Origin of the sequence: Streptomyces acidicola, assembly GCF_009377235.1 — a bacterium.
GTDB classification, from domain to species: domain Bacteria; phylum Actinomycetota; class Actinomycetes; order Streptomycetales; family Streptomycetaceae; genus Streptomyces; species Streptomyces acidicola.
In genome coordinates, this window is record NZ_VMNX01000386.1 from 1 (window position 1) to 5,739 (window position 5,739).

Sequence of the window (5,739 nt, forward strand, 5' to 3'; positions counted from 1 at the left end):
TTGTGTATAAGAGACAGTCCCCGCCCCAGTCCCCGTCAGGCGACCCCGAGCCCCTCCAGTACCACCGCGTTCGGCAGCTCCGCGAACGCCTTTCCTGGCACCAGCAACTTCCCGCGCCGCCGGCCGCTGCCCACGAGCACGTACGGCAGGTCGACCACCGCGGAGTCCACCAGCACGGGCCACCGACCGGGCAGTCCGATCGGCGTGATGCCGCCGTACTCCATGCCGGTCTCCCCGGTCGCCGTGTCCATGGGGGCGAACGAGGCCTTGCGGGCACCGAGTTGGCGCCGGACCGCACCGTTCACGTCGACGCGGGTCGTGGACAGGACGACGCACGCGGCCAGCGTCGACTCACCGCCCCGCTTGCCGGCGACGACCACGCAGTTCGCGGACTGTTCGAGCAGCTCCTGCCCGTAGTGCTGGACGAACACCGCGGTGTCGGCCCACTCGGGGTCGGTGTCGACGTACACGATCTGGTCGGCGGGGACGCTGCCGCTCCAGTTCCGTACGGCCTCGGCGACCGGGGCGGTGAGGTCGTCCAGACTGTCGGGGGCGGGGGCCGCGTGGTCGAAGTGTCCGATGGGTGCGCGCATGACCGCACGCTAACAGGCCGCGCAGGCGGGCAAGTCGGCGTCTCAGTGCACGGGCGGCACCGACACCGTCAGCACCATCTCCGTCGGGACGTCGCCCTGATTGCCGTACATGTGCGCGGCGTTGGCCTCGAAGGTGACGCTGTCGCCGGCCGGGACGCGGTACTCCGTGCCCTCGACGGTGAGTGTCAGCTCGCCCGCCGTGACATGGGCGATCTCGACCGTGCCGACGGGGTGCGGGTCCGACCGGCTGCTCTCGCCCGGCATCAGCCGCCACTCCCACATCTCCAGCGGGCCGGGCGCCTCGGTACCGGCGAGGAGCCTGCTGTAGCTTCCCGCGTCGGTGTGCCACAGCCGTACCACCTGCTTGGCCGGGACGACGCGGACCTTGGGCCCCTGCTCGTAGTCGAGCAGTGTGGTGATGCTGACGCCGAGGGCGTCGCCGATCTTGACGACGGTACCGAGGCTGGGATTGGTGCGGGCCTGCTCGATCTGAATGAGCATGCCGCGGCTGACTCCGGCCCGGGCGGCGAGCGCGTCCAGCGTGAAGCCGCGCTCGGCGCGCCAGCGCTTGACGTTTCGCGCCAGGGACTGGGTCAGCAGGTCGAGGTCCGACACATTCCGTCCAATATTCTGAATGAGAGAGTCCAACATGATGAACTACCGTGTAGTGCACCCCATGTTCACCGCACTGTACTGCGACGCCCCCATGACAGCTCTGCCCGCAGTCCCTCGCGGCGTCGCCGCCGACGGCACCTGAACCGGCCGGGGCCCACGACACTCCCCTGGGACTACGACTCCCCCTGCTGGGCCGGCTCCGCCAGCGCCTTCGCGGCCCCCTCGCCCAGTTCCCCCAGCGCCCGCAACTGCTCCGGCGTCACCCCGTCCGGGATCGGCACCGGCGCCGGCGTCCGCAGCGGAGGCTGCCAGCCCGCCACCGGGTCCCAGCTCCGTACGACCCTGGCGGGCGCCCCGGCCACCACCGAGCGGTCGGGCACGGCACCCCGGACGACCGCGCCCGCGGCCACGACCACGTTCCGTCCGATCCTCGCCCCGGGGAGGATCACGGCGCCGGTCCCTATCCAGCAGCCGGGCCCGATCGACACCGGCTCCATGCGCGGCCACTGCTTGCCGATGGGCTCGTGGGGGTCGTCGTACGAGTGGTTCGTGGATGTCACGTACACGTACGGCCCGAAGTAGCAGTCGCTGCCGACGCTGACCGTGGTGTCGGCGATGACGTGGCTGCCGCGGCCGAGGACGACGCCGTCGCCGATGTGCAGGATGGGGTCGGGGCCGAGGTCGAGGTCGGGCATCAGCCCGGCGGTCAGCGTGACCTGCTCACCGACGATGCAGTGGGAGCCGAGGTGGATCCAGGGCTCGCCGAACACCGTGCCGAGCGGGAAGGCCAGCCTGGTACCTGTTCCCATCGCGCCGAAACGGAACCGCCCGGGGTGGTCGGCGGTCACGGATCCCGTGCGCTGCACCCAGGCCCAGCCCGCATGGACGGCGCGCTGCGCCAGACGGCGACGCCGGGATGAGAACGTGTTCTTGCGCTCGGGCACCCGCTCACCGTACTCAGCGACAGCCGTGCCCATGAGGCCGTACGGCTGTGATCTTCGCCCCACGGTGGAGGGCACCGATGGCTTACGGTGCCTCTACCGACGAGCCGACGAGCCCGTCGAGACGAGGAGTGAGTGAACGATGACGCACGAGGCCCTGATCGCCGGCGTGGGCGGCAAGGACCCGAAGGTGGATCAGGCGGCGTTCGCGGCGCCGACGTCCGTGGTGCTCGGCGATGTGACGCTGCACCCGGAGGCGAGCGTCTGGTACGGCGCGGTACTGCGCGCCGAGTTCGAACCGATCGTGGTGGGGGCCGGAAGCAACGTGCAGGACAACTGCACGCTCCACGTCGACCCCGGTTTCCCGATCTCCATCGGCGAGCGCGTCTCGATCGGGCACAACGCGGTGGTGCACGGGGCCACCGTCGAGGACGACTGCCTGATCGGAATGGGGGCGACCGTGCTGAACGGGGCGGTGATCGGCGCGGGGTCCCTTGTCGCCGCTCAGGCCCTCGTGCCCCAGGGCATGCGGGTACCACCGGGGTCGCTTGTCGCGGGGGTGCCCGCGAAGGTCAAGCGGGAGCTGACGGAGGAGGAGCGGGAGGGGATCGCGCTCAACGCGGCGGGCTACGTGGAACTGGCTCGGACGCACCGGGAAGCGCATGGGGGATGACGGCATCGCCGAGTAGGGGCAGGGGCCTCTACTCGGCGGCCGACACCGGCTCCGGATCGGTCGCCGAGGCCTGGGCCTGCGTCTTCTTCGCCTTGCGCTTGAGGATCAGCATGGAACCCACACCGAACAGCACCGCCACCACCAGCCCCAGCCACGAGAACCGCTTGAGCCAGGCCTCGGCGACCACACCCACGTAGTAGATGACCGCGGTCGTGCCGCCCGCCCACAGGATGCCGCCGAGGACGTTGGCGGTCAGGAACTTCCAGTACGGCATCCGGAGCACGCCCGCGAGCGGGCCGGCGAAGATGCGCAGCAGGGCCACGAACCGGCCGAAGAAGACGGCCCACATGCCCCACTTCTCGAAGGACCGCTCGGCGGTCGCGATGTGCCCCTCGCTGAAGTGTTTGGGGAACTTCCCACCGAGCCAGGCCAGCAGCGGGCGCCCGCCCTTGCGGCCGATCGCGTATCCGATGGAGTCCCCGATGATCGCGCCCGCGGTGGCGCACGCGCCGAGGACGAACGGGTCGATCTCACCGTGCTGGGAGGCGAGCAACGCCGAGGAGACCAGGATGATCTCACCGGGCAGCGGAATGCCCAGGCTCTCCAGGCCGATGACCAGACCCACGAGCAGATAGATGCTGATCGGGGGCACCGATTCGAGCCATTCCTGGACGTGCAACGCCGCTCCTCCCATGGCAGTGATCCTGCGCTTCCGGCGTGCGCCCGGCCATGGGCGCACGCCGGGGCAGCCTACCTGTTCACTGTGACGGCAGGGGCGTCCCAGAGGTTGCACTGGTGCTCACCGTGCACGGTGGTGCTCACCACGTTGCCGCCCGCCGAGGCCGTCCGCAGGGAGAGCACGGCATCGCGCCCGTCCGGCGGTGACGGCTGCCCTGCCGCACGCGGCACGCCGTCACGGATGAACGAGCCCCAGTACTGGATCATCTGCCGGGACAGCACCCGCTGCTCGGCGTTCAGCGGGGTGTCGAGGCCGAAGTGCCTGAAGAGGTACTGCACCTCGTTGACATGGGTCGCCCCGAAGTCGAAGTCCGTGCCGAGGTTCCGCAGCGAGGCGAAGGGCGGTGAGGTGCGGTCGGCGAACTCGTACGCGTAGACCGGTCCACGGGCGGCGAGCACGTCGTCGAGCCGGAGCGCGGGGCAGGCGAACAGCACGTCGCCCATGGCGGCGCCGAACCCGAGGGTCGGTGAGGGGTGCGACGTCAGCGGATAGCGCTCCAGGGCGCGCTCGCCGAAGGTCGCCCGCATGACGGCGGGATACTGCTCGGCGGTGAGCGGGGTGCCGCCCGCGTCGAACTGCCCGAAGGCGAAGAGCCGTCCCTCGTCCTTGTTGGCGCCGTTGAGGACGGGTACGCGGGCGGCGGCACCCTCGGCGAACGCCTGGGCAGGCTGGACGGGCAGGAAGTCGCCGCCGGTCACGGGTGCCCAGTCGAAGCCCGGCTGTGCGGCCAGGACCTCCTCGGCGGACTTGTCGCGCAGGCACGCCAGGCTCGCGCAGCCGAGCTTCTCCATGAAGGCCGCGCCCTGGTCGGCCGCCTCGTCGTGAGCGCGGGCCACGCAGTCGCCGTACGCGCCGCTCTGGATGATGCCGGCCCGGAACAGGCCCTTGCCGGCCGGGGAGGCCAGCTGGGAGCAGACCGAGCGGCCTCCCGCCGACTCGCCCGCGATGGTGACGCGGCCCGGATCGCCGCCGAAGCGGCCGATGTTGGCGCGCACCCAGCGCAGCGCGGCCTGCTGGTCGAGCATCCCGAAGTTGCCCGAGACGCCGTCGCGGGCCTCGTCGTCGAGTCCGGCCGTGGCGAGGTAACCCATGGCGCCCAGGCGGTAGTTGACGGTCACGACGACCGTGCCGGTCTGCCGGGCGAAGGTGTCCGGCACGACGTCCTCGCCGGCGCCCGCGGTGAGCCCGCCTCCGTGCAGCCAGACCATGACCGGACGGCGTACGGAGTCCTCGGGGACGTACACGTTGAGGTCGAGACAGTCCTCGGTGTGGCTGGGCTGCTCGTAGCCCGGGTCCCAGCTCGCGCCCTGTACACACCTGTTGCCGAAGTCCTCCGCGGTACGCACGCCCTGCCACGGGCGGACGGGGCGCGGGTCCTTCCAGCGGAGTTTCCCGACGGGCGGCTGGGCGTAGGGGATCCCGAGGAACTGCCGTCCCTCACCGGTGGTTTCACCCCGGACCCAGCCCGCGTCGGTGCGTACGACAACAGGGTCCTGAGCCGCCTGGGCGGGCAACGGGGCCACGAGGGCGGCCGCGAGGGCGGTCAGCCCGGTGACGAGTCTGCGCATCGCTGGTCGGCGTAACACTTGATCACCTCCATGGTGGTACACGGTCGCGGATCTCGGACCGAGGCACCGACCGCAACGCAACTTGACAAGCCGTCAGACACCATGGGTCCGGCGCGAAAGCTATGACCGGGAGTGACTCGTGTCAATGAAGTGAACAAGAGGAACCGCACGGACAGGGCGAACGGCGATCCCGTCCACGCGTCCACTCATGGTTCGTCGATCGCTCAGTGCTCTGCTCTCCGCGGTGGGGCCGCCGTCCTGGTGGCCCTCACTCCGCCCACCGCTCAGGCCGCTCCGAATCTCAGCGGCCGTGTGTCGCGCGCCCTGCTCGCCTGCGACGGTCACGCCCTGACCAGCACCGCCTGGTACTGACCAGCCCGGTACTGACCAGCCGACTGAGCAGCACGCGGGAGGCTGCTGGGACGGGCCGTCCCAGCAGCCGCACACGGGCCGACCCGTGCCAGGGCCAGCTCAATCGTCAGGAGCGCTGGGCGGCGGCGAGGGATTCCTGGGCTGCCGCCGTGATGTTGTCGGCAGTGAAGCCGAACTCGCGGAAGAGGACCTTGCCGTCGGCCGAAGCGCCGAAGTGCTCCAGCGAAACGATGCGGCC

At 70.7% G+C, this 5,739-nt stretch carries 8 protein-coding genes; 3 read left to right on the forward strand and 5 right to left on the reverse strand.

Annotated elements, in window-relative coordinates; genetic code table 11:
- Window positions 1-35 precede the first annotated feature (35 nt).
- Entirely contained in the window at window positions 36-593 is a 558-nt protein-coding gene (locus FPZ41_RS44325) for a YbaK/EbsC family protein (protein WP_152870324.1), read from the reverse strand.
- Window positions 594-635: 42 nt separating this feature from the next.
- Complete coding sequence (locus tag FPZ41_RS44330; protein WP_322621521.1) at window positions 636-1,208, reverse strand: helix-turn-helix domain-containing protein; 573 nt, start codon at window positions 1,206-1,208, stop codon at window positions 636-638.
- Window positions 1,209-1,227: 19 nt separating this feature from the next.
- On the opposite strand from FPZ41_RS44330, the gene FPZ41_RS49735 reads away from it, so the two are divergent.
- Window positions 1,228-1,350 carry a hypothetical protein gene (locus FPZ41_RS49735; RefSeq protein ID WP_265584295.1) on the forward strand — a complete coding sequence of 41 codons (123 nt, stop codon included), beginning with the start codon at window positions 1,228-1,230 and terminating at the stop codon, window positions 1,348-1,350.
- Between the two features lie 31 nt (window positions 1,351-1,381).
- Here the strand turns inward: FPZ41_RS49735 and FPZ41_RS44335 are convergent, their stop codons facing one another.
- Complete coding sequence (locus FPZ41_RS44335; protein ID WP_152870334.1) at window positions 1,382-2,185, reverse strand: acyltransferase; 804 nt, start codon at window positions 2,183-2,185, stop codon at window positions 1,382-1,384.
- Between the two features lie 106 nt (window positions 2,186-2,291).
- Between FPZ41_RS44335 and FPZ41_RS44340 the strand changes: the two genes are divergently transcribed.
- Window positions 2,292-2,822, forward strand: a complete 531-nt coding sequence (locus tag FPZ41_RS44340; protein ID WP_152870327.1) for a gamma carbonic anhydrase family protein — start codon at window positions 2,292-2,294, stop codon at window positions 2,820-2,822.
- 28 nt (window positions 2,823-2,850) lie between these two features.
- On the opposite strand, the gene FPZ41_RS44345 is transcribed toward FPZ41_RS44340, so the two are convergent.
- Both FPZ41_RS44345 and FPZ41_RS44350 read right to left on the reverse strand, forming a co-directional pair.
- Complete coding sequence (locus FPZ41_RS44345; protein ID WP_152870336.1) at window positions 2,851-3,501, reverse strand: DedA family protein; 651 nt, start codon at window positions 3,499-3,501, stop codon at window positions 2,851-2,853.
- 71 nt (window positions 3,502-3,572) lie between these two features.
- Window positions 3,573-5,129, reverse strand: a complete 1,557-nt coding sequence (locus FPZ41_RS44350; RefSeq protein ID WP_152870329.1) for a carboxylesterase/lipase family protein — start codon at window positions 5,127-5,129, stop codon at window positions 3,573-3,575.
- Between the two features lie 150 nt (window positions 5,130-5,279).
- On the opposite strand from FPZ41_RS44350, the gene FPZ41_RS44355 reads away from it, so the two are divergent.
- Window positions 5,280-5,501, forward strand: coding sequence for a hypothetical protein (locus tag FPZ41_RS44355; RefSeq protein WP_152870332.1), 222 nt, complete (start codon window positions 5,280-5,282; stop codon window positions 5,499-5,501).
- Window positions 5,502-5,739 lie beyond the last annotated feature (238 nt).